This window comes from Corynebacterium sp. HFH0082 (assembly GCF_000411235.1).
GTDB lineage: Bacteria > Actinomycetota > Actinomycetes > Mycobacteriales > Mycobacteriaceae > Corynebacterium > Corynebacterium jeikeium_D.
Map to the genome: position 1 here is coordinate 1,737,996 of NZ_KE150404.1, position 25,861 is coordinate 1,763,856.

The window sequence follows — 25,861 nt, forward strand, 5'->3', positions numbered from 1 at the left end:
TGCGTAATTTTTGATAAATCTCCGTTTATTTGGGATTTTCGCACCAAACCACCGCTGCGCGAATGAAAAACCCAACGTACACTTCTGTAGTGAACCTGTTGGAGCGCAATCAGCGCCCTGACAAGTGGCATCGATTCGCCAATCCATTAAGGAGATTATTGTGACGGTTCGTGTAGGTATTAACGGTTTTGGTCGCATTGGCCGCAACTTCTTCCGCTCCCTGCTCGCTGCGGGCGCTGACCTGGAAGTCGTTGCTGTAAACGACCTCACTGATAACAAGACCCTGGCTCACCTGCTCAAGTACGACTCCATCATGGGCAAGCTTGACGCAGAGGTCACCTACGACGATGAGTCCCTCACCGTCAACGGCAAGCGCATCGCGGCATACGCTGAGCGCGACCCGAAGGACCTGCCGTGGGGCGAGCACAAGGTCGACATCGTCATTGAGTCCACCGGTTTCTTCACCGATGCCAACGCTGCCAAGGCTCACATCGAGGCTGGCGCCAAGAAGGTCATCATCTCCGCTCCGGCTAAGAACGAAGACGCGACCTTCGTTGTCGGTGTTAACCACACTGACTACGACCCGGAGAAGCACAACATCATTTCGAACGCTTCTTGCACCACCAACTGCCTGGCTCCGATGGCTAAGGTCCTGGACGACAAGTTCGGCATCGAGCGCGGTCTCATGACCACCATCCACGCATACACCGGTGACCAGCGTCTGCACGACGCTCCGCACAAGGACCTGCGTCGCGCCCGCGCTGCTGCTCTGAACATTGTTCCGACCTCCACCGGTGCTGCAAAGGCAGTCGCTCTGGTTCTGCCGCAGCTCAAGGGGCTGCTGGACGGCTACGCACTGCGTGTTCCGACTCCGACCGGCTCTGTCACCGACCTGACCTTCACTGCGAAGAGCGAGGTCACCGTCGAGTCCGTTAATGCTGCCATCAAGGAAGCTGCTGAGGGCGAGCTCAAGGGTGTTCTGGGCTACAACGAGGACCCAATCGTTTCCAAGGACATCGAGGGCGACCCGCGTTCCTCTATCTTCGACGCACCGCTGACCAAGGTCATCGGCGATCAGGTCAAGGTTGTCTCCTGGTACGACAACGAGTGGGGCTACTCCAACCGCCTCGTCGACCTGGCTGTCTACGTCGGTGAGCGCCTCTAATAACTCACCTGGTTAATCCCAGACCCCGAACGGGCCGGGGTGGTTGTGCCTGAGTAGGGCACGCCACCCACGGCCCGTTTTTTACACACTTTCACAAGGATTTCATTGAGATGACTGTTAAGACTGTCAAAGACCTGATCAACGAAGGTATTGAAGGCCGTTACGTCCTCGTCCGCTCCGACTTTAACGTTCCGTTGAAGGACGGCGTTATCACCGATCCGGGTCGAATCGATGCTTCGCTGCCCACCCTGTCCGCGCTTGTCGAGGCCGGTGCCAAGGTCGTTGTTATGGCTCACCTGGGTCGCCCGAAGGGCGAGGTTAAGTCCGAGTTCTCCCTGGCCCCGGTCGCTGAGGCGCTGTCTGAGCGCCTGGAGCAGTACGTCGCGCTCGCCGGTGATGTCTCCGGTGAGGACGCGCACGAGCGCGCTAATGGCCTGACCGAGGGCGATGTACTCTTGTTGGAGAACGTCCGCTTCGATCCGCGCGAGACCTCCAAGGACGAGGCAGAGCGCGCCGAGTTCGCAGCCGAGCTGGCTGCACTTGTTCCGGACGGAGCATTTGTTTCTGACGGTTTCGGTGTTGTTCACCGCGCCCAGGCTTCCGTCTTCGACATCGCTAAGAAGCTGCCGCACTACGCCGGCAATCTGGTTCAGGCTGAGCTTGAGGTTCTGCGCAAGGTTGCAGAGACCCCGGAGAAGCCGTACACCGTCGTGCTCGGCGGTTCCAAGGTTTCCGACAAGCTGGGCGTTATTGAGGCTCTCGCGCCGAAGGTTGACTCCCTGGTCATCGGCGGCGGCATGTGCTTCACCTTCCTGGCTGCCAAGGGCTACGCCGTTGGCGCATCCCTGCTGCAGGAAGAGATGATTGACACCTGTAAGGATCTCCTGGACCGCTACGGCGATAAGATCGTTCTGCCAACCGACGTAGTTGTGGCTGACAAGTTCGCTGCAGACGCTGAAAACAAGGTGGTAGACGCCACCGAGATTCCGGAAGGCTGGATGGGCCTGGACATCGGACCGGCTTCCGCCGAGGCATTCGGCAAGGTGCTCGCTGAGTCCAAGACTGTGTTCTGGAACGGCCCGATGGGCGTGTTCGAGATGGAGGCTTTCGCAGCTGGCACCCGCGAGGTTGCACAGGCCATCATCGATGCCACCACTAACAACGGTTGCTTCTCCGTCGTCGGTGGCGGCGACTCCGCAGCGGCAGTACGTACTCTGGGGTTGAACGAGGACGGCTTCAGCCACATCTCCACCGGTGGTGGCGCTTCGCTGGAGTTCCTCGAGGGTAAGACTCTGCCGGGCGTCTCCGTCCTGGAAGACTAAGATTTTTCCACCACCGGATTTTCATCGCTTAAAAATCCGCTAGTTGATAGGGAAGTGAATTCCACCACTATGGCACGTACACCATTTATTGCTGGTAACTGGAAGATGAACCTGAACCATCTCGAGGCTATCGGTGTGGTGCAGAAACTCGCGTTCGCTCTGCCGAAGGAGTACTACGACAAGGTTGACGTCGCTGTCATCCCGCCGTTTACCGACCTGCGTTCGGTCCAGACTCTGGTTGAGGGCGATAAGCTCGGCGTCACTTACGGCGCGCAGGATGTCTCAGTCCACGAGTCCGGCGCTTACACCGGCGAGATTTCCGCATCGATGCTGGCAAAGCTCGGCTGCACCTGGGTCGTCGTTGGTCACTCCGAGCGTCGCGATATGCACGCAGAGGACGATGAGCTGGTCGCAAAGAAGGCCAAGGCAGCACTGCGCGAGGGCATGAACCCAATCGTCTGTGTCGGCGAGCCGCTGGAGGTCCGAGAGGCCGAAGAGCACGTCGATTACGTTGTCTCTCAGGTCAAGGGATCCCTGGCTAACCTGACCAACGCTGAGCTGGCCAAGACCGTCATCGCTTACGAGCCGGTCTGGGCTATCGGCACCGGTAAGGTCGCATCGGCTGCAGACGCTCAGGAAGTCTGTGCAGCTATCCGCGAGACCGTCGCTGAAATTGCGGACGAGAACATCGCAAAGGAAATGCGCATCCTCTACGGTGGTTCCGTCAAGGCCGAGAACGTCGCTGAGATCGTCGGCAAGCCCGATGTCGACGGCGGCCTCGTCGGTGGCGCTTCGCTCGACGGTGAAGCATTCGCGAAGCTCTGCGCACTTGCTGCAGATGCCGCTCAGAACGCCTAAGTGCATATAAATTCAGAACAACTGATAAGATAGGCGCCATGCGCGACCCCGGATTGGTTTTATTGATCCTCATAAAACCGATTCGGGGTTATTGCCTTTAGGCGGACTCAACCCAGGCACACCGACTGGCAATGTTTTAGCGCAATACATTTCCCGAGGCTTTCTACTTGGAATGCCCGGCAATTTTCAAAGGACGTGCTCAATGAACGAACAAGTACATCGTGACACTGACCGACACACTGCAAGCAATGAGCAATCTTCATCGACCGCTACCGCGAAGCAGCAGGACTTGCTCTGGGAGGATATTCGCCACCTGGGTCGAATTCTTGGGCAGGTAATCCGCGAGCAAGAGGGTGACGAGGTCTTTAACCTGGTCGAAAATGCTCGCCGCGCAGCCTTCGAACTCCATCGTGGCGATGGCGACATCGAGAAGCTCACCGGCCTCTTCCGCGATATTGACCCGGCCGAGGCAAGCCCGGTCATCCGTGCTTTCACGCACTTCGCACTTTTGGCCAACCTCGCTGAGGATTTGCACGAGGAGCTGGGCATCGAGGCCTCTCTTGATGCTGGCGATCCGCCGAAGGACTCCACACTGGAGGCAACATGGCAGAAGCTTCGCGACGCCAAGGTTTCCAGCAGCGCCATTGCGGACATGATGGACCACATTGAGGTCGTCCCGGTTCTGACCGCACACCCAACGGAAACTCGTCGTCGCACAGTGTTCGATGTGCAGAAGCACATCACGGCCGCAATGCGTCGCCGCCACGAGATCCAGGCAGCCCCGTTGAATGCACGTACCGCGGACCGACTTGCTGAGATTGATGCCGATATCCGTCGCCGTATCCTTACGCTGTGGCAAACGGCTCTGATTCGCATGAATCGCCCGGATATTCGCGACGAGGTCGAGGTTGGTCTTCGCTACTACCAGCTTTCTCTGCTGGAAGCTGTGCCACAGATTAACCGAGACGTCGTCAAGCACTTGCGTCAGCTCGGCGGCAACAAGCTGCCGGCTAACCCAACGATTCGCATGGGATCGTGGATCGGCGGCGACCACGACGGTAACCCATACGTGACAGAGGAGACGCTGCGCTACGCCTCCGATAGGGCAGCGGGTACCATCCTGCGTCACTACTTCTCGCAGTTGCATCTGCTGGAGCGCGAGCTCAGTCTCAGCGATCGCCTGACCAAGGTCACCGTGGATCTAGTCGCCTTGGCCAGCCGAGGCCACAATGACGTACCAAACCGCGAAGATGAACCGTACCGTCGTGCGGTTCACGGTATCCGCGGTCGCGTGGCGGCAACAGCGGTGAACTTCTTCGACGAGTCCATCATTGAGGGCGACTGGTCGGAATTCACTCCGTATGACAGCGCCGAGGAGCTACTTGAAGAGCTCTCGATTATCGACGACTCACTGCGGTCCAGCCACGATGACCTCATCGCCGATCACCGCCTGCGCGATCTGATTGATTCAGTCGAAGTATTTGGTTTCCACCTGTACTCGATTGATATCCGCCAGAATTCGGACTCTCATGAGGAAATCCTCACCGAGCTGTTCTCCGCTGCCGGTGTGGTGGACAACTACGCGGGATTGAAGGAAGCCGACAAGGTCGAACTGCTGACCAAGGAACTGCAGTCCTCCCGTCCGCTGGTTTCGACTTCCGCAGATCTTTCCGAAGCTACGGCTCGCGAGCTAGGCATTATGCGTGCGGCATCTCGTGCGGTGCGCAAGTACGGTCACGACGCGGTACCGCACTGCATCATTTCGATGTGTACATCGGTCTCCGACCTGCTGGAGCCGATGATTCTGCTCAAGGAAGTCGGTCTGATTCGCCCGAATGGCTCGCAGCCGACCGGTTCTGTTGACGTCATCCCGCTGTTCGAAACCATCGAAGACCTGCAGGCTGGTGCCGACGTCCTGCGTGCTGCGTGGGACATTCCGGTCTACCGCGCATACGTGTCCGCACGCGGAGATCTGCAGGAAGTCATGCTCGGCTACTCCGACTCCAACAAGGACGGCGGGTACTTCGCTGCAAACTGGGCGCTTTACGACGCGGAGGTCGCCATCGTGGCAGCCGCGAAGGACAACGACATTCGCCTGCGTCTCTTCCATGGCCGCGGAGGTACTGTCGGCCGTGGTGGCGGTCCGTCCTACGAGGCAATCCTGGCGCAGCCTTCCGGCGCAGTCCAGGGGTCGGTGCGTATCACCGAGCAGGGCGAGATTATCTCTGCCAAGTACGGTCACCCTGCAGCGGCACGCAGGAACCTCGCCGCGCTGGTTTCGGCAACGATTGAGTCGACTCTGCTCGACGTCGATGACCTGAAGAACCCGGCTCGCGCCCACGAGATTATGTCGGAGATTTCCGACCTGTCTCGCGAGGCCTACTCGAAGCTCATGCACGAGGACCCGGGCTTTATTGACTTCTTCACGTCGTCGACCCCGGTCGATGAGATCGGCAGCCTGAACATCGGTTCGCGTCCGACCTCACGCAAGCAGACCCAGACCATTTCTGACCTGCGCGCAATTCCGTGGGTACTGTCCTGGTCGCAGCAGCGTTCTATGGTGCCGGGCTGGTTTGGTGTCGGCTCTGCACTGCAGGAGTGGATCGGCGAGGACGAAGACGGTTCCCGCCTGGCTGAGCTCCGTCAGCTCAACGAGATTTGGCCGTTCTTCAATTCGGTGCTGTCGAACATGGCGCAGGTCATGTCCAAGGCTGACCTCAACCTGGCGCGCGCCTACGCTAGCCTGTGCCAAGATAAGGCCGACGGTGAGCGCATCTACGGCATCATCAAGGCTGAGTTCGACCTGACTTTGGAGATGTTCCTGAAGGTAACCGGGTACAAGCACCTGCTGAAGGACAACCCGCTGCTCAGGCGCTCGGTGGACATGCGCTTCCCGTACCTTATGCCGCTGAACATCATCCAGCTGGAGATGCTGCGTCGTTACCGTGCCGGCGATAATCGCGACAAGGTGCGTCGGGGCATTCAGCTGACCATGAATGGTCTGGCAACTGCACTGCGCAACTCCGGCTAGGAATTCGCCTAGGGATACGGCTAGGGATACCTAGCCAGCGGAGCAATTGCGCTAGTATAGTTGGAGTTCTTAAAGAAGCGACGTTTCAAAAGGAAGTGCGCGTGTACCTCGCCATTCAGATTGTCCTGGTCATCACATCCATCCTGATGACGCTGTTCATCCTGCTCCACAAGGGTAAGGGTGGCGGACTGTCCAGCCTCTTTGGTGGCGGCATGCAGTCGAATCTGTCCGGTTCGACTGTGGTGGAGAAGAACCTTGACCGCGTCACTATTGTGACCGTGATTATCTGGTTGCTCTGCATTGTCCTGTTGCTGCTGTTCAATACTTTCGGCTGGTAGGTTCCGCACGCAGCACGCCCCACCGCAGGCCTTTAAGCAATAAAAATTCCCGTCGATAGCATTTCGCTTATCGACGGGAATTTGCTGTTTCTGGGCTGTTAGCGGTGAAGCGGAAGCCTAGAGCTGCGCAGCCGCAGCATCGTCAACAAAGACAACGGTTTCCTGAACACCGCGAACCCCGGCCGCCGGCCACTGCGCTGGGTCGTCCTGCTGAGCGATAGCTGCAATTGCCTCAGCCTTTTCGCCGCCCGCTACAAGTAGCCACACACGCTGAGAGCTGGCGATGGCCGGCATCGTCAACGTGATGCGGGTCGGCGGTGGCTTCGGGCAGTTATGCACGTCCACGACCAAGCGTTCCTGCTCAGCCAGCGCTGCGGTATGTGGGAAAATCGAGTTGATGTGTCCCTCTCCGCCCATACCAAGAAGGTGAAGGTCAAAGCCATTTGGAGCCTTCTCCCGAACGATAGCTTCGTAGCTTTCGGCGGCCTCCGTGGTGGTCACGCCGCTGTCGGCAGCGGCAAACTCGAAGATGTTTTCCTCCGGCACGCCGACAGGGGACAAGAGACGCTTACGAGCAGCCAACGCATTGCGATCTGCCGAGTCGGCAGCGACAAAGCGTTCATCTCCGAAGAACACCAGGACTCGGTTCCAGTCGATGTCTCCGGAATCGTCGGCAAGCGCACTGAGCAAAGCGGTACCCGCGCCGCCACCGGTGAGAACGACGCGTACGAAACCGTCATCGGTGACCGGAGAGGCGTTGCCATGTAGGACGGCGACAACCGCATCGATGAAGCGCTGACGTGCAGCCTCGACGATGCCCGCCTGGTCAGCGGCGCGGTGGAACTGAGGGGCAGGGACGGTATTCGACGCGTTATCGGTGGTCACTTGTCAGAGACTCCTGGTTCGTTAGCGAAGCTAGTTGTTGTGGACGTCGGAGGTTGCATTCCCACCGTGTGAATCTGGCTGAGGCCACGCAGGGCACGTCCGTAGGCAGTATCGTGGTCGAGGTGACGCAGCTCCTCTGCCAAACATTCGGAGCGTGTTGGACGCGATACTGCGACCTTGAACGGGGGCTTTTCTCCGTTGGTGACTGATGCAGTGGTGGCGCTCTCAATATCGATGCGCAAAGTCTGGCCATTTTCACGCTCAAAGGCGACGGAGGTCACCGGTGGCTTGGCGCGGCCCTTTTCGTCCACCGGAATCTTCTTCTCACCGGTGGAGTAACGGTTGACCGGCAGCCCCAGGCGATCTGCCAACCATCCAGCGGCGACCTCGACCGATGGCGAGTCCTGTGGGCCGTAAATGGACACGGAGGTCACCGGCGAGTGCGGCGGCAAGTCGAAAGCGGATGCCAACACACCGCGCCAGTTCGTCAGCCGCGACCAGCTCAGGTCGGAATCGCCGGGCGTGTAGCCCGTACGGCGCGTGTAGATAGCGTTGCTATTCGGGTCACACAGTGAATCGGTGATACGGCGCTGGGCAATTCGGCCGATTGGTGTCGCCGCTGGGACCTGCGGCGCCTCAGAAGGCCACCACGCCACGACCGGCGTATCCGGCAGCAGCAGGGGAGTCACCACAGAGCTGTGGTGCTGACCAATCTCTCCGGACATGTGCATAACGACGATCTCAGCGGCACCGGCATCACCACCGACGCGGAGTTCCGCGTCAAGGCGATTGTCCAGGCGTGGATCATCGGAGACCAATACCAGCACACGGGATGGGTGCTCGCGGGAAACGGAGTTGACCGTGGAAATAATGTTTTCCAGGTCGTCTTCGCTCTTGGCCAAAACAATCAAGGTGAGGACACGTCCTGTGGTGACAATGCCGCCCTGCTCTCGAAGCTGCACCAACTGACGAGCAATGCTCGCGGTGTCAGTATCTGGCAAATTGACGATCATGAAAGTGTTCTTTCTGTCAGAAAACTCTTAAGAAGTGAGAGGTTGGCAACCTATGGCCGTCGCCAAGCGCGACCGTCGCGCTCGAGCATGTGGTCAGCGGAGGAAGGCCCCCACGAACCTGCGGGGTAGCCCTCGGGACGACCGCGCTTGGCCCAGTACTCGATGATGGGGTCAAGAATCTTCCAGGACAGCTCGACTTCCTCGTTGGTGGGGAAGAGGCTGGCCTCGTCGAGAAGCGCATCCAGAATTAGGCGCTCGTAGGCCTCTGGCGACTGCTCGGTAAACACCTCGGAGTAGGAGAAGTCCATGTTGACATCGCGCACCTCCATGGCCGAGCCCGGGACCTTCGAGCCGAAGCGCATGAGCACGCCTTCGTCTGGCTGAACACGGATGACCATTGCGTTCTGGCCGAGAGCGGCAGTCATTGTCTCTGCGAAGGGCAGGTGAGGTGCGGACTTAAAGACCAGCGCAATTTCAGTGACGCGGCGGCCGAGGCGCTTGCCGGTGCGCAGGTAGAAGGGGACACCGGCCCAACGACGGGAGTTGATCTGCAGCGTACAGGCGGCGTAGGTCTCGGTCGTGGATTCGGGGTCGAAGCCTTCCTCATCGCGCAGCCCCGGCACGAAGTTGCTGCCCTGCCAATCCGCCGTGTACTGGCCACGAGCGGTGTATTTCGAAAACGGACGCACTGGCTCGACGGCACGCAGAACCTTAATCTTTTCCGCCTGCAGCTCTTCCGGGGTAAAGGCGATGGGCTCTTCCATTGCCACCAGCGCCAGGAGCTGGAGTAGGTGGTTCTGAATCACGTCACGAGCTGCACCGATACCGTCGTAGTAGCCGGCGCGACCGCCCAAACCAATGTCCTCGGCCATGGTGATCTGGACGTGGTCAATGTAGTGAGAATTCCACATCGGATCGAACAACTGGTTGGCAAAACGCATGGCCAGAATGTTCTGGACGGTTTCCTTGCCCAGGTAGTGGTCGATGCGGAACACAGCGTCTTCTGGGAAGACCGAGTTCACAATCCGGTTGAGTTCCTGAGCGGAGGCTAGGTCGTGGCCGAATGGCTTCTCAATAATCACGCGACGCCAATAATCCTCGCCCGACTGCGCCAGCCCCGAACGATCGAGCTGATGACAGACATCGGGGAAGTTAGCTGGCGGAATGGACAGGTAGTAGGCCCAGTTGCCAGCGGTGCCGCGGGAGCGATCGAGCTCCTCAAGTTGTGCGGCCAGGCGATCGAAGGCCTCGTCATCGGTGAAGGTACCGGTGACAAAGTGAATGCCCTCAGCCAGGCGCTGCCAGACACTCTCACGGAAGTCTGTGCGGGCGCCCTGTTCCACTGCGGTGCGCACATAATCCTCAAAGTCCTGTTTCGACCATTCGCGACGACCGTAGCCAACTAACGCGAAGGAGGCAGGCAGCAGACCGCGGTTGGCCAGATCGTAAATGGCAGGCAGAAGCTTCTTTCGGGCCAGATCGCCCGTCACTCCGAAAATCACCATGCCGCCCGGACCCGCAATACGCGGCAAGCGTTTATCCTGCGGGTCGCGCAGCGGGTTGATGTATCCGTCGTGGTTGGTGCTGTCGTCTCCGTTGTGCGGAGAGCTGGCAGTAGGGGAGTTCGAATCGTTGCGTTGCAGAGAATCACTCACGGTTTACATAATGTCATATCGAGAAAAGTCCGGTGGAATCGTTTCCGATTCCTCCGATGGGGCCTTGACGGGTCCCTTTCTTCTGCCTTAGGTTTATGACCTAGGTGGTATACCCATAAACCACGGAGGTGTATATGCAGGCGAAGGAGGCGGACCCTCGGCCCATCTACGTCCAGATCGCCGAGGATCTGAAATCAATGATTTTGTCCGGGGAGCTCTCGGCTGAGGATCGTGCCCCTTCAACCAAGGAGCTCTCGGAGTTTTATCAGGTCAACCCAACCACGGCCGCCAAGGCCATGACGGAACTGTCGATGGTGGGGCTTGTGGAGAAGAAAAGAGGACTCGGAATGTTTGTCACTCCAGATGCCCGTGAGCGCATTCGCGCTGAGCGTCGTGAAGCGTTCCAGCGCACCTACATCGAGCCATTAAAAGCGGAGGCCGGCATTCTCGGCCTCACGCTCCACGACATCATCGCCATGCTGGAGGAGGAGAAATGAGTATCTACGGCGTGATTGGCCCCAACGGCGCCGGCAAGACCTACTACCTGCTGCGTACCCTCGCGCAGATGCCTACAGCGGCCCTGGCGAAGGCTGCACCCGACACCCAGGTCTTCGGTGCCACCCCGCGCGAATATTTCCAGATCCTGCGCACCGGCTGGGATCAGCTCGATGTGCCCCACGCGGAGTCCCTCCTCGATTTCCCCGCTGACACCCCAATCAAAAAGCTCAGCCTGGGCCAGCGCCAGCTGCTCATCGCCGCTGCCACCCTGGCATCGGGCAAGGAAGCATTGCTTTTCGACGAGCCCTTCAACGGCCTCGATGTCGAGCACCGCGCCACATTGCGCGGCATGCTTATCGACTCGGCCGAATCGGCCAACCTTGTGGTCACCTCGCAGCACTCCCAGGATCTAGCCGGCCTAGTCGACACCTTGATTGTCATCCACAAGCAGGATGCGTACGGGCCCTATGACGTCGATAAGCTGCGCGCTAGCCATCCGGTGCTGCGAGGCCCTACGGATCTCGTGGCGCAGGTGGCCAGCCCAGTGCTCGCTAAGAAAACCCTCGGCGAGCGCTGCGAGGCAATCCTGGCTACAGAGCTCAGTTCGTCTGCCGCTGCGCATGCCCGCGCCCTCGGCGTTGAGGTGAGCTACCTCGACCCCGCGGCCCTCATCGACCTCGCAAGCCCCTCCTCCTACATCGAACGGAGCAAGAAATGAGCACCGGAGCTTTCATCGCGACCAACAAGAAAACCTTCCTCGGTGTTGCCGCCGTGGCCATCCTGTACTCGGCCTTCGGGCGCATGCTCGTAGGCAGCGGAACCGGCAACACCTTGCTTGGCATTATCGCGCTGGGCATCCTCTTCCTCATCACAGCCCGGCGTTCGGTCACCCTGCGTGACTACGGCGTGAGCACCGCCCGCTGGGTACGCTCCGCAATCATCGCAATCTTGGGCACATCGTTGGTGGCTACCGCCTTCATCGTCACGGCGATGGTCATCGAACAGAACAAGTCCGGTTACTACCGCGGATTCGATAGCTTCATTGTCACCTCCGGACCGGCCCTGTTTCCGGACACTAACGGGGAGCTGTACATGATTGAGGATTCCGGGCAGAACTACACCACAGTTCTGCTCACCGCGCTGTGCGTCTTCTTGAGCTTCCTCATGGCTACCGTGGCGAGCACCGCAGTCGGCACCGTCGCCGGCGCGAAGGGCACTCGTGCAGGATCGATCACCATTGGCCTGGCCCTGGTCACGCTCTTCCTCTTTAGCTATCTGCTGGACGTGACCGACTCCGTACCGGGCGCCCCCTGGCCGGCTGTGCCGATCTTTGCCTCAATCATCACCGTAATCTCTGCGTTCGTGATGGCCTGGGCATTAAAGGAAGAGAAACGCCCGCTGCCCACTGTGCGCCCCGCCTTCGCCGCGTCCTAGCTCCATCAAAAAAGCTCCCCTGCGCGGGGAGCTTTTTCATGTCCAACGTTGAAAATGCGGGTTAAGTAACACAACAGGCGAACCGAAACTGACAACCCCAAAAGTTACGGGCTGCAGATGTGAAACTGTGCAAGTTTATGACACCTTCAGGCTATTTTTCGGGCGGTAGGGTCAGGCGGTCATTGCATCATGGATAACACCAGAGATTACCTCCCGGGGAGTTAACCCGTCGAGCACTACCCGCGGCCGGTTATTCAGCAATGCTTCCGCCTCGGCGACCTCTTGGTCGGTGACATCGGTAAAGTTGGTGCCTTTGGGGAAATAAAACCGGATATCCCGATTCATCCGCTCATTGCTACCTCGCTGCCACGGCGAATGCGGATCGGCGAAAAACACCTGGATATTCTCCGCGACAGAAAACTCCGTGTGTTTGGCAAACTCCACTCCCTGATCCCAGGTCAACGTCGAAATCGTGGTGTCCATCGACTCTTTGAGCCGACGAATCATCCGTACCATCACCTCATTGACACTGGCGGCAGTATGGTCAGTGCCGAGTCTGCCGAGCAGCACAAACCTGCTGCGGCGTTCCACCAACGTCGCTAAAGCACTGGTGCCATCTGCGCCAATAATCAAATCGCCTTCCCAATGACCAGGCACCGCACGATCATTGGCTTCGGCTGGGCGAAGTGAAATATTGGCATCATGAGTCCAGCGTTTTCCACGTGGCTTGGGCACCCCTGCGAGAAGCGAGCGGGGTTTACGCCCTGGCCGGGTAGTCCGGCAGGACTTTTCAAACACAAGTTCTTTGCGCAAGCTGCCTGCCCCTTGTACGTAAAGGGCCTGGTAAATCGACTCGTGGCTAATAGTCATGGACGTATTATCACCCCACAGTGCAGCCAACCTGCCACTGGCCTGACGCGGCGAGGCGCCACGGTTGAGCAGATCGACAACCTGGGCGCGTAAGAATCGATTGTCATCGAGTTTGCGCGGCTTTGGACGAGCAAGACGCCCGCGGCTGGCCTGATCAGCGTGATAGGCATCGTAGATACCATCGACGCTGTTGCGTGCGATTTCACGACTGATAGTGGATTGACTACGACAGACTATCTGGGCGATACGCCGGTGCGAATGACCTGCCCGCAGGCAATCGGCAATAATTAAGCGTTCCGCCAGCCCTAGCCGCCGACCAGCGCCAACACGAGATACATCACCAGGTGTTATCCGACTGCGGGTATTCATAGTGGTTAAACTAGCCCGCCGATTATACACCGTGGTTGTGCACACCCCAGCCTGCGCGGCAATCTCGGCAACACTATATGAGCCGGCCATAAGCATCTCGTAGATCACGCGATGCTTATCCATCATCGATAACTTCGGGCAGTGCGATTGGTGCTGAATCGCAATTCCGGCTTGTCGCGCCCACCGCCTGACAGTTGGTGAGGGAATCGCTAAATCGCGCCCAACCGCGCTTGCTGATGCCCCGTTGGCAATGTGTTGAAGCGCAATCGGTTTGATGGCACTGTATTTCGTTCGGCGGGTTTGCTTCACTACTTCTCCTGGTCGAAAGTGGTGATGCATTCACCGCCTGAACCTACCGGGCCGTTTTTGACATAACCGCAGTCAGTAACTCGGATCGCCAGGCGACCTGCTGGCGCCAGCCAGAAACGCAGCCACTACCAACAGGCCCCTAGATAATCAGCAGGCTTACTTCAGCTGCTCCATGCGCTGTGCAATCGACTCGAGCAAGGATTGCCAGGAGTCCACGAACTTCTCCACGCCCTCGCGCTCCAGGACAGCGAAGACGTCATCGAGGTCGATGCCAATCTCGCTGAGCTGAGTCATAACGGCATTGGCTGCGTCACCCTGGCCGCTGACGGCGTCGCGAACCTCGCCCTCGAAGCCCGCGGCAGCACGCAGCGTCTTCTCCGGCATGGTATTCACAGTCTGCGGTGCAGCCAGCTCAGTGACGTAGAGGGTGTCCGGGTAAGCCGGGTTCTTCACACCGGTCGAAGCCCACAGCAGGCGCTGCGGCTTAGCACCGGCGTTTTCCAGCTGTGCCCAGCGAATATTCTGCGCCGAGAAAGTCTCCTCGAACTTGGCGTAAGCTGCACGGGCATTGGCCAGACCAGCCTTGCCGCGCAGAGCCAGGGCCTCCTCGGAGCCGATCTTGTCCAGGCGAGCATCGATTTCGGTGTCAACGCGGGAAACAAACAGCGACGCAACAGAGTGGACCGAAGCCAGGTCCACGCCGTTGTCCTTCGCACGCTCAATGCCCTCGATGAACGCATCAATGACCTGCAGGTAACGCTCCACCGAGAAAACCAGGGTGACGTTTACCGAGATTCCCTCGGACAGAGCCTGGGTGACAGCCGGCAGGGAAGCATCGGTCGCCGGAATCTTAATCATCGCGTTCTGCTTGCCGACGCGCTCCCAGAGCTTACGGGCCTGCGCAATCGTGGCCTCGTAGTTGTCGGCGTAGCGAGGATCGACCTCGATGGACACACGGCCATCGACACCGTCGGTTTCTTCGGATACACCAGCGAAAAGGTCACAGGCATCGCGGACGTCGTCGATTGCCATCGCGAACACAGCATCTGCCGGGTTCGCACCCTCTTCAGTGAGCTGCGCCAGCTGAGAGTCGTAATCCTCACCGGCGGTCATCGCCGAAGAGAAGATTGCCGGGTTAGTAGTGACACCGACAACCCGAAGCTCTTCAATAAGATTTTTCAAATCGCCCGAGGTGAGGCGCTGGCGCGAAAGATCGTCGAGCCACGCCGAAGTCCCTACCTTGGCGAGCGCTTCCATCGTGGTGTTTCCCATAGTGTTTAACGCCTTTCTGTCAATACCGCTTCGTTGCCTAAAGACTTCGCTAAAAGTTGTATGTCCTTAAACTACTGTGCGTCACAAACAATACTGGCGCTACCGGAGCGCGGTACGGTTTTCACAAATCCCGTCCCGACAACGGCCGATAGCGCCAGGTTTTAACAAACTTACTTAGCAGCCTCGATGGACTCCTTGGCGGCATCGACAACAGCCTCTGCTGTGATGCCGAACTTCTCGAACAGCTCCTTGTACGGAGCCGATGCACCGAAGTGCTCCAGGGAGACAGCGCGACCAGCATCACCCAGGTGGCGGTACCACGGCATTGCAATACCGGCCTCAACCGAGACACGAGCGCGGACGGACTTCGGCAGAACCTGCTCGCGGTAGGCATCGTCCTGCTGCTCGAACCAGTCAAGACACGGAACGGAGACAACGCGGGCGCTGACGCCTTCCTCAGCCAGCTTGTCAGCAGCTTCGACAGCGAGGTGAACTTCCGAACCGGTAGCCATCAGGATGACGTCCGGGGTCTCCTTGGCACCGTCGACAAGCACGTACGCACCACGACGGACGCCCTCAGCGGCCTTCTCCTTGGTACCTTCCAGGACCGGAACGTTCTGGCGGGTCAGAGCCAGAGCCTTCGGGCCTGCCTCTCCCTGAAGAACAGCGGCCCAAGCCTGAGCGGTCTCGTTAGCGTCAGCCGGGCGGACAGTGGACACACCCGGGATAGCGCGCAGCGAAGCCAGCTGCTCAACAGGCTGGTGCGTCGGACCGTCTTCGCCCAGACCAATGGAGTCGTGAGTCCAGACGTAAATAGGGGAGATGCCCATCAGCGATGCTAGGCGGACAGCCGGACGCATGTAGTCCGAGAAGATAAGGAACGTGCCGCCGTACGGACGGGTCCCACCGTGGAGCAGAATGCCGTTGAGAATCGACCCCATGGCGTGCTCACGGATACCGAAGTGCAGGTTACGGCCGTACGGGTCGGTGGTCCAGGTGCCGGTGGTGATGGACTTCGGACCGAAGGACGGCTCGCCCTTCAGGACAGTGTTGTTGGAGCCAGCCAGGTCAGCTGAGCCACCCCACAGCTCCGGCAGGGACTTACCCAGTGCCTGCAGCGCAGCCTCAGAAGCCTTGCGGGTGGCAACGCCCTTCTCGTCCGGCTCCCAGGTCGGCAGCTCAGCGTCGAAGTCCTCTGGCAGCTCGCCGGCGGTCAGACGATCCAGCAGCGCCTTGCGCTCCGGGTTGGCCGCAGCCCACTCGTCGAACTTAACCTGCCACTGTGCGTGAGCCTCAGCACCTCGCTCAACCAGCTTGCGGGTGTGCTCAATGACCTCGTCAGCGACGTCAAAGCTCTTATCGGTATCGAAGCCGAGAGCTTCCTTGATGCCAGCAATCTCCTCGCCACCAAGAGCAGCACCGTGCGAAGCGCCGGTGTTCATCTTGGTCGGAGCCGGGTAAGCGATCACAGTGCGAACGCGAATGAAGGTCGGACGCTCCGTATCCTTCTTGGCCTCCTCGACAGCAGCCTCGAGTGCTGCGACGTCCTCGCCGCCGTCGACCTCAATGACCTGCCAGCCGTAAGCACGGTAGCGGTCCGCCACATTCTCGGTGAAAGCAATAGTGGTGTCGTCCTCGATGGAGATGCCGTTATCATCCCAGAAGACAATCAGGTTGCCCAGCTGCTGAGTGCCGGCCAGCGAGCAGGCCTCGGCAGTGACACCCTCCTGAACGTCACCATCAGAAGCAATGACGTACACGTAGTGGTCGAACGGAGAGTCGCCCGGAGCAGCTTCCGGGTCGAACAGCCCACGTTCCCGTCGTGAAGCCATGGCGAAACCGACAGCCGAAGCCAGACCCTGACCCAGCGGACCAGTGGTGATTTCCACGCCGTCAGTGTGGCCGTACTCCGGGTGGCCCGGGGTGAGAGCGTCCCACGTACGCAGCGCCTTCAGATCATCGAGCTCCAGGCCAAAACCGCCGAGGTAGAGCTGGACGTACTGCGTCAGAGAGGTGTGACCACAGGAGAGAATGAAACGGTCACGGCCGATCCACTTCGTATCCTTCGGGTCATGGCGCATAACGCGCTGGTAGAGAGAGTAAGCTAGCGGTGCGAGGCTCATCGCAGTGCCGGGATGTCCCGAACCTGCCTTTTCCACGGCGTCGGCAGCCAGCACACGAGCCGTATCTACGGCCTTCGTGTCCAAGTCAGACCAGTCCGAGGGGTAGTTGCGAACAACCCGTGCTTCATGCTCAGTCGACAGTGTCACGTGAATGACTCCTAGTATCCAAATGGATGAGTAAAGATCTCTTCCATACTAACTAGGAATACGTGCGCTCGGTTTAAACCGGGCAGAATAGCTCGAAGGTAAGTATCAGAGGGCGCGCCGCACATGCTTTACGACGGTCATTATTGGAACCGTTATGATTATCGGTAAACTGATTGCCTGCCCCTCATTTTATTTTGCGGAAAAACTCGTCGGGAACTTTCCGACCGTTGCATCCGACTATCTGTAGACGGGGGGGCTTTGTTTATGGCGCGTGAAAGGGACATTGCTTTGTTGGAAACAGTCAAGGCGTATATTGCACTGACTAAGCCAAGAATTATTGAGCTCCTGCTCGTCGCGGCCATTCCCGCAATGCTTCAGGCTGATCGCGGCCATGTACACGTTGGACTGATTCTTCTCACCCTGTTCGGTGGTTGGATGGGTGCAGCGGCAGCGCACACCTTCAACATGGTCATGGATTACGACATTGACCAGAAGATGCGCCGCACTCGTCGGCGCCCGCTCGCGCGCAACCAGGTTAGCCGTCGCGCGGCAGCAATTTTCGGCACCATCTTGATGATTGCGTCGTTCCTCTGGCTGTGGCTGCTATGTAACTCGCTGCTGGCCGCCGTTTTCATTCTGATTACGATTGCGTTCTACATCTTCGTCTACACGTTGTGGCTGAAGCGCCGAACTGATCAGAACGTAATCTGGGGTGGCGCTGCGGGTTGTATGCCGGTGATGGTTGGCTGGGCCGTCATCACTGACAACAATCCGGAGATTACGGGGCTCGCTCACTGGTGGCAGGCTTTCATCCTGTTCCTGCTCATCTTCTTCTGGACTCCGCCGCACACCTGGGCGCTGGGGCTTCGCTACAAGGAGGATTACAAGGCCGCTGGCGTGCCGATGATGCCAGTGGTCAAGCCGGCCATCGTCGTTTCCAAGCGCATTATTTACTACACTGCTGCAACCGTGATTACCACTCTGCTGTTGGTTCCGTACGCTGGTTGGATTTATCTGATTGGCTCGGTTGGCGCTGGTGCCTGGTTCCTGTGGGGCGCCATTGACCTGCACCGTCACGTTAAGACCGGTGGCAAGATTAAGCCGATGAAGCTGTTCTTCATGTCGAACAACTACTTGTCTATCGTCTGTGTGGCGCTTTCTCTCGATGCCGTACTCGGATTGCAGACAATTTCGAGCATGTTCTAGGTCAGCTGCTGAGCTCCTTTGAAGAGGCCCTTTCCGGTTGCGGGAAGGGCCTCTTTTTGTGTGTGGAGATGGGCACGGGCTGCAAACGTGAAACTGTGCGAGTTTATGCCACTTTCAGGCAATTTTTCGCGCGATTTCTGTCATAAACATAGTCAGTAACTCGGATCGATAGGTGGGCAGACCGCCCCCTTGCACCGCCCGCGCAGCCCGCGCAGCCCGCTAGCCACTGGGAAACGCACATCCGAGCACACGGAGCCGAGCAGACAGCAGAACCGCCTAAACACGCACAACCAAAGCGCGTGTTTAGGCGGTTCGAGCAGGAATCAACGGCCGGTAACTACAGTCGTTAACACAGCCGCTGACCGGCAGCTAGCTACGCGGTAACCTCGACGTTCTTCTCCGAAGCAACAGTGGCGGCAGCCGCATCGCCTTCAAGCGAGCCAGTGACTTCTGCGCTCCCACCGACAGTGCGGTAACCGTGCTGGAAAAGTACTGCAGTCAAAGCGGTGCAGATACCAGATCCGGCAACGTGAACCGGCACCAATGCCTCCGGTACACCGGACCAGTACTGAATCATTCCAACTACGCCCTGAGCCAAAATGAACACAACGAGTGCGATGGCAACCTTACGCACAGGTGCAAAGGCTTCCGAGGCCAGCAGACCGAAAATGAGGCCGATAACCAGGCCAAGGTAGAGGTACATAAAACCAGCGTGGATATGTGCCAGGTCAACAATCGGTAGCTGGAGGCGATCCTCCGGGAGCACCGAAGCATCTCCAGCGTGTGGTCCCGCACCGGTGACCATAGTTCCGGTAATCAGCGTCATCGTCAGGGCCAGGCCGGAGGCGGCAGCCAGATAGCGCAGATAGCGCGGGTACATGCGGGTAGCAGTGCCGTCATCAGGCTCAGAAATCTTGACGAAAAGCATGCCAGCGAGCCAGACCAGAATCATCGAAGGCAGGAAGTGCAGCGCTACGGCGTACCACTTCAGGTCAACCCAAACGGAGATACCGCCGATAACAGCCTGGACGATAACGCCGAGACCGTTGAGGAAGGCCAGCAACTTGATTTCCTGACGGCGACCGACACGCATAACCGAAAGGAAGAGCAGAAGTGTCAGAGCAACCAGCACAAAGGTGAGCAGCCGGTTGCCAAACTCAATAATCTGATGGAGCATTTCTGCTTCCCCCGCGACAGGAACGAAGCTGCCTGGGTGACATTCAGGCCACGAAGCACAACCGAGACCTGAACCAGTAACACGGACGATAGAACCGGTTACCGCAATTGCCGCCTGTGCAATCAAAACCAGCAGGGCATAGAGCTTCTGGCGCCCGATTGGTGTCAGCGGCAAAAACGATAGGGGCAAACTTCGATCTGCAGTATTCACATTAAGAAATTCTACCCATGCTGGCGGAAAATGGTAATAAGCGAAACCCCTGCGTTGGGCTGCGCTTTTCTATGCAGACTCCCCGATAGATTCCTAGTCATTCGGCATATCAAAACGGAACCAGCGAGCCGCCAGTGCAGCGCCAAGGACACCCCACACAATCAGCACCCCGACAGCTGGCCAATGGACGGACATGGCCAATGCCGCGGAGATCACGTCGGTAAGCGCGACGGACGGCAATAGGTGTAGCAGTACAGAGCTGATGTCATCTAACGATGGCGCAACGGCCACATACGTAGTAGCACCAATGAGGATGAACCAGATCAGGTTGGCCAGACCTAGGATTAGCTCGGCTCCCAACGTACCGCCCATGAGCAAGCCCAATGAGGTAAAGACGAACGTTCCCAGAAGCATCCCCACATAAGCCAGCAGCCAGCCGCCAATCGACAGCTCTGCGCCAAGGGAGAGCCCCACGAGACTAAACAGTACGTACTGCAACGTGACGGTGGTGCAAACCGACACAATCTTGCCTGCGATAATGCCCCAGGGTGGCACGCCTGAGGCGCCGATGCGCTTCAGGGCTCCGTAACGGCGGTCAAAGCCCACGGCAATTGCCTGTCCGGTAAACCCTGCAGACATGACGGAAATCGCCAGCACCATGGGGAAGATACGCTCGAGCGGATCATCGAGTTCCAACACCGGCACCATCACCAGGCCGATGAGCATCGCCAACGGGATAATGATGGTGAGGAGCATTTGCTCACCATGTCGCCAGAAGAGCTTCGTCTCCAACCACGCCTGCGACATGACCAACTTCGCCATGTCCGAACGCTGTGGCGCTGGGGCGAAAGTGCCCTTCGCAAAGCGGGAGGCATCAGACCTCGGTGCGGTAGTCATTAGCTCCTCATCTCCGTTCCAGTGATCTGCAAGAAGACATCTTCAAGCGATTGCGTCGCCCTATTCAACGAGGTGATCAACACCTCTTGCTGCTCGCAACTCTGCGCCAAGACAGTCAAGGCGCGCGGTGAAGCCTCACCAATCAGGGAAAACTCTCCACCGCCAGAACGCTGCAGACGCTGTGGAAGACCGGACTCGCTGAAGTTGCGGTTGACCTCTTCGAAGTCAAGGCTGCCTCGAACGCTGATCTTCATAGCAGTGCTTGACGACGTTCCCTGGAGAGCCGATGCGCCTGCGCTAGTGATCTCCTCGGTGGTACCGGCCACAACTAAATGGCCCCGGTCGATAATCGCAACGTCGTCGGCAAGCGATTCGGCCTCGTCCATGAGGTGCGTTGTCAGGACCACGGTGACCCCATCACGGCGCAGCGACGAGATGAGATCCCAGACGGCTAGACGGGACTGAGCATCGAGGCCTGCTGTCGGCTCGTCGAGGAACACAAGCTCCGGGCGTCCGACCAGGGCACATGCAAGCGACAGTCGCTGCTGCTGACCGCCAGAGAGCCTGCGGTAGTTCGTCTTACGATGGCGTTCTAGGCCAACGACTTCAAGGAGCCAATCAGTGTCCAGCGGGTTTGCGGAGTAACTGGCAACGAGGTTCAGCATTTCGCCAACGCGAACACCGGGGTAGGCACCTCCGCCCTGGAGCATGATGCCAATGCGGCTGCGCAGTGCTGTGGTTTGAGTGACCGGATCGAGATCGAGAATGCGAATTCGCCCTTCATCCGGCTTGATGAAGCCCTCACACATTTCAACGGTTGTGGTCTTACCAGCGCCGTTGGGGCCGAGGAGCGCAAGAACCCTACCTCGATCCAGGGAAAGCGAAAGGTCTGATACAGCCTCAACGTCATCGAATTTCTTCGTTACGTTCTCAAGGCGCAGAGCAGGAGAATTGGCAGCGTTATTCACGGTTAGTCAGTCTAATCTCACAGTTTTAATGAAGGCGAAATACCTTAGATCGCGTCGAGTACGCCAAGATGACGAACATGACTGCGACGAAGAATACCAACGCCAGTAGGTAAATCTGAGCGACGGTGCCCGGAGGCAACCCCAGGCCGCGTGGTAGTACTACAAAACTGAAAATTGCCGAGTACAGAACCACGGCAATGCGAAATTGTACCCGGTTGGCCCAAGCGGACAGGGGCACGATGGCCCATAGCAGGTACCAGGGGTGCACGACGGGGAAGAGGATTACTAGAGCGAACATCGCCAGGCCGTAGCCACCGAGCGGGTGAATGCGACCACGGAACGTCGCTAACAGCATGCGCAGGAGCCAGGCAGCCACCAGCACTACGCCAATGCCGCGGGTAAACAGCAAAGCACTGTCGCTGATATCGCCGAGCCCCAGAAGCCTGCCGAAGAAACCAGCGATAATCCCGAGCAGGGTAGTCAACGACATCCAACTGCGCACCGTTGCGGCGCCACCCTGCGCGGTGATCCAACCAAAGCCCAGACCAGTTCCTAAGGAAACAACGACTGCCGTGACGACGGTTATTGCGCCCGTCACTACCGCGGAAAGAACAACGGCCTTCCAGGTGCTGCCAAACTTTCGGGCCAGCCACATGCCGGCGAAGCCGAGCGCCACAAAACCAGTGACTTTGACCATTCCGGCGAGACTGATGAGCACGATACCGCCTGCATACAGCGCCCACGATCTACCTCGGCTTTGGTTCTCGTGTCCGATTGGTCCGGGTTCTGGCAGCTCATCGGGCACCATCGATTGCGCAGGGCCGTGGATAGCTCGCAGACACAGTTCGAGACCAACGAGCAGGAGAGCCAGCAGCAGGGCCTCATTGTGGATACCGCCCACCAGGTGCAGCAATACCAGCGGATTGAGCGTGCCCAGCCAGAGGGTGAACTGAGAGCTAACGCCGCAGCGGCGACCAAGCTGCACCAGCGCCCAGGACACCACGAGAAGCGAAACAATGGCGACGAGTCGATGCAGAAAGACGGAAGCGATTACCCCGTCGCTGGTTATCTTGGCGATACCCCATGCCACTGCGAGGGCCGTGGGACCGTATGGGCTCGGAGAGTGCGACCAAATCAATGGCACCGATCGGGCAAGTGGGTCGTTGGCTCCCAATAGGTCAACAGGCCCTGCGAGGTAGGGATCCATACCCCGCTCCACAATTGCAGCCTGCGCCAAATAGGAATAGATATCCTGTGTAAACAGGGGAGCGGTAAACATCAAGGGCAATACCCATGCCGCGTAGGTGCGTATGAGCATCGGAGTAGTCACTGCGGTGACACGAGTCCGCGCACCGGCCAGAACGAAAGCGCCGACACCCAACCAGGCTGTGACTAACATGCCAATGCCCACGAAGGTGACGATTGTCGTTGCCACCAACATTCGACCGAGGATTAGCCCAAGTGGTGTACCCCAAAACTCATTTCCAACCACCGGTGTCGCGCCTGCGCCAATCCCGGCGACCATAATAAAGACCGCCCCGAGAGTACCCAGCCAACGCAACCAGGTGAAGCGTCGGAGTTCGCGGTAATTGATGCGGTGTTGGAGCGGCTGTTCTGAGCCCTGGTGGAGGGTTGCCGACCTAGAACCGGCCAGACCAATTTTCGGAATGGCGTCACGCACCCCGAGAGCGTCGTCGAAGGTGGACGAGCGGCGCGAGGTAGGTCGGTTAGTTTTCACAAGGTCACATAGTAGACGATTCGACACGCCGAAAGGGCGTTCTAATCAGCGACGTTGCATTGATATTTAAATGCGTTGGACATTGTGGCCCAATTACGACACAATTATGTTGTCTAATACACCAGCGGCGCAAGTGGGATACTTGCCTCGCTGAGCCACCTAGACACCCATTATTATCCAGCAGTCCAATCGCAGGAGGTGACTCACCAGTCATGGCAGATCGGAAGCCGACAGTCAATGATGGTGATACGCGCAAGCGCATTCTCCAATTGCTTCTGGAACACAACCCGGCGTCCGCGACTTTTATCGCAGACACCCTGGGACTATCCGCTGCAGGCGTCCGCCGTCATATTGACATTCTGGTGGACGAAGGTCTTGCCGAAACCGCTCCGGCACCCAGCACCGGCCCCCGGGGCCGAGGCAGGCCAGCAAAGTCCTATCGCCTGACAGATCGGGGCCGCGCTAGATTCGGGCACGCTTACGACGATCTTGCCAGTGCAGCTCTGACCGCACTGCGCAAGGCCGGTGGTGAGCAGGCAGTTGCCCAGTTTGCCCGTCAGCGCATTGATGACATTCTGCTCGGCGTCACCCCAGTGGGGCAGTACGCAGAGAAGGAAGAGGTCGTAGAGGCCGTCGTCGATGCTTTCCGACGGGCCGGGTACGCGGCAACTATCAACCAGAACACTGGCGGCGTGCAGATTTGCCAGCACCATTGCCCAATTAGCCACGTAGCCTCCGAGTTTCCGGAGCTCTGCGCGGCGGAGCATGAAGCCGTTAGTAAATTATTAGGTCAGCACACCCAACCGTTGGCGACTATCGCTGATGGAAACGGTATCTGCACTACGAATATCCCACTCACTCCCGTAACAAAGACACTTACTGAATCGCCACAAGAAAGGAGCGGAGAATGACCCTCGCCCATGAGAACTCCACCGACGTGGCTGAATCCACGAAGGCTGCCACTCCGCAGACTGACGAAGAGATTATCGAGTCCATTGGTGCCTACCAGTTCGGTTGGCACGACCCGGATACCGCTGGCGCTTCCGCGAAGCGTGGCCTGTCTGAAGCGGTCGTTCGCGATATTTCGGCTAAGAAGAACGAGCCGGAGTGGATGCTTGAACGTCGCTTGAAGGCTTTGGAAATCTTCGACCGCAAGCCGCTGCCCACCTGGGGCGCGGATCTGTCGGGCATCGACTTCGACAACATTAAGTACTTCGTTCGCTCCACCGAGAAGCAGGCCCAGACCTGGGAAGACCTGCCGGAGGATATTAAGAACACCTACGACAAGCTCGGCATTCCGGAGGCTGAGAAGCAGCGCCTGGTCGCAGGTGTCGCCGCTCAGTACGAGTCTGAGGTTGTCTACCACCAGATTCGCGAGGATCTGGAGGCCCAGGGCGTTATCTTCCTGGACACCGACACCGCTCTCAAGGAGCACCCGGAGCTGTTTAAGGAGTACTTCGGCACCGTCATTCCGTCCGGTGACAACAAGTTCTCCGCTCTTAACACCGCAGTCTGGTCCGGCGGCTCCTTCATTTACGTGCCGAAGGGCGTCCACGTGGACATCCCGCTGCAGGCATACTTCCGTATCAACACGGAAAACATGGGACAGTTCGAGCGCACGCTCATTATTGTCGACGAAGATGCCTACGTGCACTACGTCGAGGGCTGTACCGCTCCGATTTACAAGTCCGACTCGCTGCACTCGGCTGTTGTGGAGATCATCGTGAAGAAGGGTGGCCGCTGCCGCTACACCACGATCCAGAACTGGTCGAACAACGTCTACAACCTGGTTACCAAGCGCACCAAGTGCGAAGAGGGCGCAACCATGGAGTGGATTGACGGCAACATCGGTTCCAAGGTCACCATGAAGTACCCGGCAGTGTGGATGACCGGTCCGCATGCCAAGGGCGAGGTGCTGTCCGTGGCTATGGCTGGCGAGGGCCAGTTCCAGGACACCGGCGCCAAGATGGTGCACATGGCTCCGCACACGAGCTCCAACATCGTGTCCAAGTCCGTGGCCCGCAACGGTGGCCGCGCTGCCTACCGCGGTCTGGTGCAGGTCAACAAGGGTGCCAAGCACTCGCACTCCAACGTCGAGTGTGACGCACTCCTGGTGGACACGATTTCACGTTCGGACACGTACCCATACGTGGATGTCCGCGAGGACGACGTCACCCTCGGCCACGAGGCAACGGTTTCCAAGGTCTCTGACGATCAGCTTTTCTACCTGATGAGTCGCGGCATCGAAGAAGAAGATGCAATGGCCATGGTCGTGCGCGGCTTTGTCGAGCCCATCGCCAAGGAGCTCCCGATGGAATACGCCCTCGAGCTCAACCGCCTCATTGAACTGCAGATGGAAGGTTCGGTCGGTTAATA

The 25,861-nt window shown here is 58.6% G+C and carries 21 protein-coding genes; 11 read left to right on the forward strand and 10 right to left on the reverse strand.

The annotated features are described in order from the left end of the window. Positions 1–160: 160 nt before the first annotated feature. The 5 genes from gap to secG all read left to right on the forward strand — a co-directional run bounded on the left by gap (position 161) and on the right by secG (position 6,714). A complete protein-coding gene (gene gap / locus HMPREF1206_RS07550) occupies positions 161–1,165 on the forward strand; it encodes a type I glyceraldehyde-3-phosphate dehydrogenase (RefSeq protein ID WP_016422731.1) in 1,005 nt (334 codons plus the stop codon). A 110-nt stretch (positions 1,166–1,275) separates the two neighbouring features. Continuing rightward, positions 1,276–2,487: a phosphoglycerate kinase gene (gene pgk, locus HMPREF1206_RS07555; protein WP_016422732.1), complete on the forward strand. Its 1,212-nt coding sequence runs from the start codon at positions 1,276–1,278 to the stop codon at positions 2,485–2,487. A 69-nt stretch (positions 2,488–2,556) separates the two neighbouring features. Further along, on the forward strand, positions 2,557–3,345 hold the full coding sequence (gene tpiA, locus HMPREF1206_RS07560) for a triose-phosphate isomerase (protein ID WP_016422733.1): 789 nt from the start codon (positions 2,557–2,559) through the stop codon (positions 3,343–3,345). Positions 3,346–3,547: 202 nt separating this feature from the next. Further along, positions 3,548–6,376 carry a phosphoenolpyruvate carboxylase gene (gene ppc, locus HMPREF1206_RS07565; protein WP_016422734.1) on the forward strand — a complete coding sequence of 943 codons (2,829 nt, stop codon included), beginning with the start codon at positions 3,548–3,550 and terminating at the stop codon, positions 6,374–6,376. A 101-nt stretch (positions 6,377–6,477) separates the two neighbouring features. Then, the gene (gene secG / locus HMPREF1206_RS07570) at positions 6,478–6,714 is read left to right on the forward strand and encodes a preprotein translocase subunit SecG (protein ID WP_005510775.1); all 237 of its coding nucleotides are present in this window, start codon (positions 6,478–6,480) and stop codon (positions 6,712–6,714) included. A gap of 117 nt (positions 6,715–6,831) precedes the next feature. On the opposite strand, the gene pgl is transcribed toward secG, so the two are convergent. Genes pgl through zwf form a run of 3 tightly spaced genes read right to left on the reverse strand, consistent with a single transcriptional unit; the run spans position 6,832 to position 10,267 of the window. After that, positions 6,832–7,599, reverse strand: coding sequence for a 6-phosphogluconolactonase (pgl, locus tag HMPREF1206_RS07575; RefSeq protein WP_016422735.1), 768 nt, complete (start codon positions 7,597–7,599; stop codon positions 6,832–6,834). Continuing rightward, on the reverse strand, positions 7,596–8,612 hold the full coding sequence (locus HMPREF1206_RS07580) for a glucose-6-phosphate dehydrogenase assembly protein OpcA (RefSeq protein ID WP_016422736.1): 1,017 nt from the start codon (positions 8,610–8,612) through the stop codon (positions 7,596–7,598). Before HMPREF1206_RS07580 ends, pgl begins: the two co-directional genes overlap by 4 nt. A gap of 50 nt (positions 8,613–8,662) precedes the next feature. Further along, a complete protein-coding gene (gene zwf, locus HMPREF1206_RS07585; RefSeq protein WP_016422737.1) occupies positions 8,663–10,267 on the reverse strand; it encodes a glucose-6-phosphate dehydrogenase in 1,605 nt (534 codons plus the stop codon). A gap of 134 nt (positions 10,268–10,401) precedes the next feature. Between zwf and HMPREF1206_RS07590 the strand changes: the two genes are divergently transcribed. The 3 genes from HMPREF1206_RS07590 to HMPREF1206_RS07600 are packed head-to-tail and all read left to right on the forward strand — an operon-like array spanning position 10,402 to position 12,199. Next, positions 10,402–10,764 carry a GntR family transcriptional regulator gene (locus tag HMPREF1206_RS07590; RefSeq protein ID WP_016422738.1) on the forward strand — a complete coding sequence of 121 codons (363 nt, stop codon included), beginning with the start codon at positions 10,402–10,404 and terminating at the stop codon, positions 10,762–10,764. Continuing rightward, complete coding sequence (locus HMPREF1206_RS07595; RefSeq protein WP_016422739.1) at positions 10,761–11,483, forward strand: hypothetical protein; 723 nt, start codon at positions 10,761–10,763, stop codon at positions 11,481–11,483. Before HMPREF1206_RS07590 ends, HMPREF1206_RS07595 begins: the two co-directional genes overlap by 4 nt. Next, on the forward strand, positions 11,480–12,199 hold the full coding sequence (locus tag HMPREF1206_RS07600; protein WP_016422740.1) for a hypothetical protein: 720 nt from the start codon (positions 11,480–11,482) through the stop codon (positions 12,197–12,199). The genes HMPREF1206_RS07595 and HMPREF1206_RS07600 overlap by 4 nt, the downstream gene beginning before the upstream one ends. A 171-nt stretch (positions 12,200–12,370) precedes the next feature. Here the strand turns inward: HMPREF1206_RS07600 and HMPREF1206_RS10985 are convergent, their stop codons facing one another. The 3 genes from HMPREF1206_RS10985 to tkt form a co-directional block, all read right to left on the reverse strand. Then, positions 12,371–13,564, reverse strand: a complete 1,194-nt coding sequence (locus tag HMPREF1206_RS10985) for an IS30 family transposase (protein ID WP_231367196.1) — start codon at positions 13,562–13,564, stop codon at positions 12,371–12,373. A gap of 339 nt (positions 13,565–13,903) precedes the next feature. Continuing rightward, the gene (gene tal / locus HMPREF1206_RS07610) at positions 13,904–15,019 is read right to left on the reverse strand and encodes a transaldolase (protein ID WP_042388686.1); all 1,116 of its coding nucleotides are present in this window, start codon (positions 15,017–15,019) and stop codon (positions 13,904–13,906) included. Positions 15,020–15,189: 170 nt separating this feature from the next. Then, positions 15,190–17,289 carry a transketolase gene (gene tkt / locus HMPREF1206_RS07615; protein ID WP_016422743.1) on the reverse strand — a complete coding sequence of 700 codons (2,100 nt, stop codon included), beginning with the start codon at positions 17,287–17,289 and terminating at the stop codon, positions 15,190–15,192. A gap of 264 nt (positions 17,290–17,553) precedes the next feature. Between tkt and HMPREF1206_RS07620 the strand changes: the two genes are divergently transcribed. Next, the gene (locus HMPREF1206_RS07620) at positions 17,554–18,495 is read left to right on the forward strand and encodes a heme o synthase (RefSeq protein WP_016422744.1); all 942 of its coding nucleotides are present in this window, start codon (positions 17,554–17,556) and stop codon (positions 18,493–18,495) included. A 373-nt stretch (positions 18,496–18,868) separates the two neighbouring features. On the opposite strand, the gene HMPREF1206_RS07625 is transcribed toward HMPREF1206_RS07620, so the two are convergent. The 4 genes from HMPREF1206_RS07625 to mptB form a co-directional block, all read right to left on the reverse strand. Beyond that, entirely contained in the window at positions 18,869–19,882 is a 1,014-nt protein-coding gene (locus HMPREF1206_RS07625) for a heme A synthase (protein WP_016422745.1), read from the reverse strand. Between the two features lie 93 nt (positions 19,883–19,975). Further along, a complete protein-coding gene (locus HMPREF1206_RS07630; RefSeq protein WP_016422746.1) occupies positions 19,976–20,779 on the reverse strand; it encodes an ABC transporter permease in 804 nt (267 codons plus the stop codon). Beyond that, entirely contained in the window at positions 20,779–21,747 is a 969-nt protein-coding gene (locus HMPREF1206_RS07635) for an ABC transporter ATP-binding protein (RefSeq protein ID WP_016422747.1), read from the reverse strand. The genes HMPREF1206_RS07630 and HMPREF1206_RS07635 overlap by 1 nt, the downstream gene beginning before the upstream one ends. Positions 21,748–21,772: 25 nt before the next feature. Continuing rightward, positions 21,773–23,512, reverse strand: coding sequence for a polyprenol phosphomannose-dependent alpha 1,6 mannosyltransferase MptB (mptB, locus tag HMPREF1206_RS07640; RefSeq protein WP_016422748.1), 1,740 nt, complete (start codon positions 23,510–23,512; stop codon positions 21,773–21,775). 185 nt (positions 23,513–23,697) lie between these two features. Here mptB and HMPREF1206_RS07645 point away from each other — a divergent pair, with 185 nt between their 5' ends. Next, complete coding sequence (locus tag HMPREF1206_RS07645; RefSeq protein WP_016422749.1) at positions 23,698–24,396, forward strand: metalloregulator ArsR/SmtB family transcription factor; 699 nt, start codon at positions 23,698–23,700, stop codon at positions 24,394–24,396. Further along, a complete protein-coding gene (gene sufB, locus HMPREF1206_RS07650; protein WP_016422750.1) occupies positions 24,393–25,859 on the forward strand; it encodes a Fe-S cluster assembly protein SufB in 1,467 nt (488 codons plus the stop codon). Before HMPREF1206_RS07645 ends, sufB begins: the two co-directional genes overlap by 4 nt. Positions 25,860–25,861 lie beyond the last annotated feature (2 nt).

Coding starts and splice junctions, on each gene's coding strand:
- pgk (WP_016422732.1), top strand. CDS start 1,276: ATGACTGTTAAGACTGTCAAAGACCTGATCAACGAAGGTATTGAAGGC.
- tpiA (WP_016422733.1), top strand. CDS start 2,557: ATGGCACGTACACCATTTATTGCTGGTAACTGGAAGATGAACCTGAAC.
- ppc (WP_016422734.1), top strand. CDS start 3,548: ATGAACGAACAAGTACATCGTGACACTGACCGACACACTGCAAGCAAT.
- HMPREF1206_RS07580 (WP_016422736.1), bottom strand. CDS start 8,612: ATGATCGTCAATTTGCCAGATACTGACACCGCGAGCATTGCTCGTCAG.
- HMPREF1206_RS07590 (WP_016422738.1), top strand. CDS start 10,402: ATGCAGGCGAAGGAGGCGGACCCTCGGCCCATCTACGTCCAGATCGCC.
- HMPREF1206_RS07595 (WP_016422739.1), top strand. CDS start 10,761: ATGAGTATCTACGGCGTGATTGGCCCCAACGGCGCCGGCAAGACCTAC.
- HMPREF1206_RS07600 (WP_016422740.1), top strand. CDS start 11,480: ATGAGCACCGGAGCTTTCATCGCGACCAACAAGAAAACCTTCCTCGGT.
- HMPREF1206_RS10985 (WP_231367196.1), bottom strand. CDS start 13,564: ATGATGGATAAGCATCGCGTGATCTACGAGATGCTTATGGCCGGCTCA.
- tal (WP_042388686.1), bottom strand. CDS start 15,019: ATGGGAAACACCACGATGGAAGCGCTCGCCAAGGTAGGGACTTCGGCG.
- HMPREF1206_RS07620 (WP_016422744.1), top strand. CDS start 17,554: ATGGCGCGTGAAAGGGACATTGCTTTGTTGGAAACAGTCAAGGCGTAT.
- HMPREF1206_RS07630 (WP_016422746.1), bottom strand. CDS start 20,779: ATGACTACCGCACCGAGGTCTGATGCCTCCCGCTTTGCGAAGGGCACT.
- HMPREF1206_RS07645 (WP_016422749.1), top strand. CDS start 23,698: ATGGCAGATCGGAAGCCGACAGTCAATGATGGTGATACGCGCAAGCGC.
- sufB (WP_016422750.1), top strand. CDS start 24,393: ATGACCCTCGCCCATGAGAACTCCACCGACGTGGCTGAATCCACGAAG.